Consider the following 563-nt stretch of genomic DNA (forward strand, 5'->3'; position numbering starts at 1 on the left):
GTGCTATATCAGCCTCTCCTTCTGCGCGAGCGTCTTGACCCCCGCATCACTCTTCTTGCACTTGCCTGCCGCCGTGCCACTCCCGCCGGCCTCGCTGCCGCCGTTCTTCACGCTGCGGCTCTTCCGGGACTGCGTTCCGCCCTGCGTCCCCATCCTGCCGGCCAGCAGACCGACCTCCAATCTTCGCCGCGCCCAATGGTGCGCGCCACTGCATGCCTCCAGCGCCACCACGGTGCCGGCCGGCACCTGCGCCAGCCACAGCGCAAACGCTTCACGCCCGAGATCCTGCCGCCGCTGCACGTGTCCGGCGCCATCCACCGCACATACGGAAAACAGGTTCTTCGCCAAATCCACGCCCATGGTTATAGTGCTCATCGAGACTTCCCCTTCTGATGACGGTTGTAAAAACCATCATGGCGCTCGAGGCCGTTGTAAGAGCGAAGTCTCTTTTTACTGGGCATGGCCAAGGACAATCCCCTCGTTTTGAAGCTCGGACAGGCGCTCCCTGCGCGGCCCCTCGCCTTCGCGCCCGTCCTGCACGATTTCCCGCACCCCATCCACTT

General features: G+C 63.9%; 1 protein-coding gene. It reads right to left on the reverse strand.

The genetic code is table 11. The features are described 5' to 3' along the window. Positions 1-3 precede the first annotated feature (3 nt). Positions 4-375 carry a hypothetical protein gene (locus CSC66_RS17850; protein WP_162378652.1) on the reverse strand — a complete coding sequence of 124 codons (372 nt, stop codon included), beginning with the start codon at positions 373-375 and terminating at the stop codon, positions 4-6. Positions 376-563: the final 188 nt, after the last annotated feature.

This window comes from Pseudoxanthomonas kaohsiungensis, assembly GCF_010211765.1.
Classification (GTDB): domain Bacteria; phylum Pseudomonadota; class Gammaproteobacteria; order Xanthomonadales; family Xanthomonadaceae; genus Pseudoxanthomonas; species Pseudoxanthomonas kaohsiungensis.

Excerpts from the sequence above, each read along its gene's own strand:
- CSC66_RS17850 (WP_162378652.1), bottom strand. The coding sequence starts at position 375 with ATGAGCACTATAACCATGGGCGTGGATTTGGCGAAGAACCTGTTTTCC.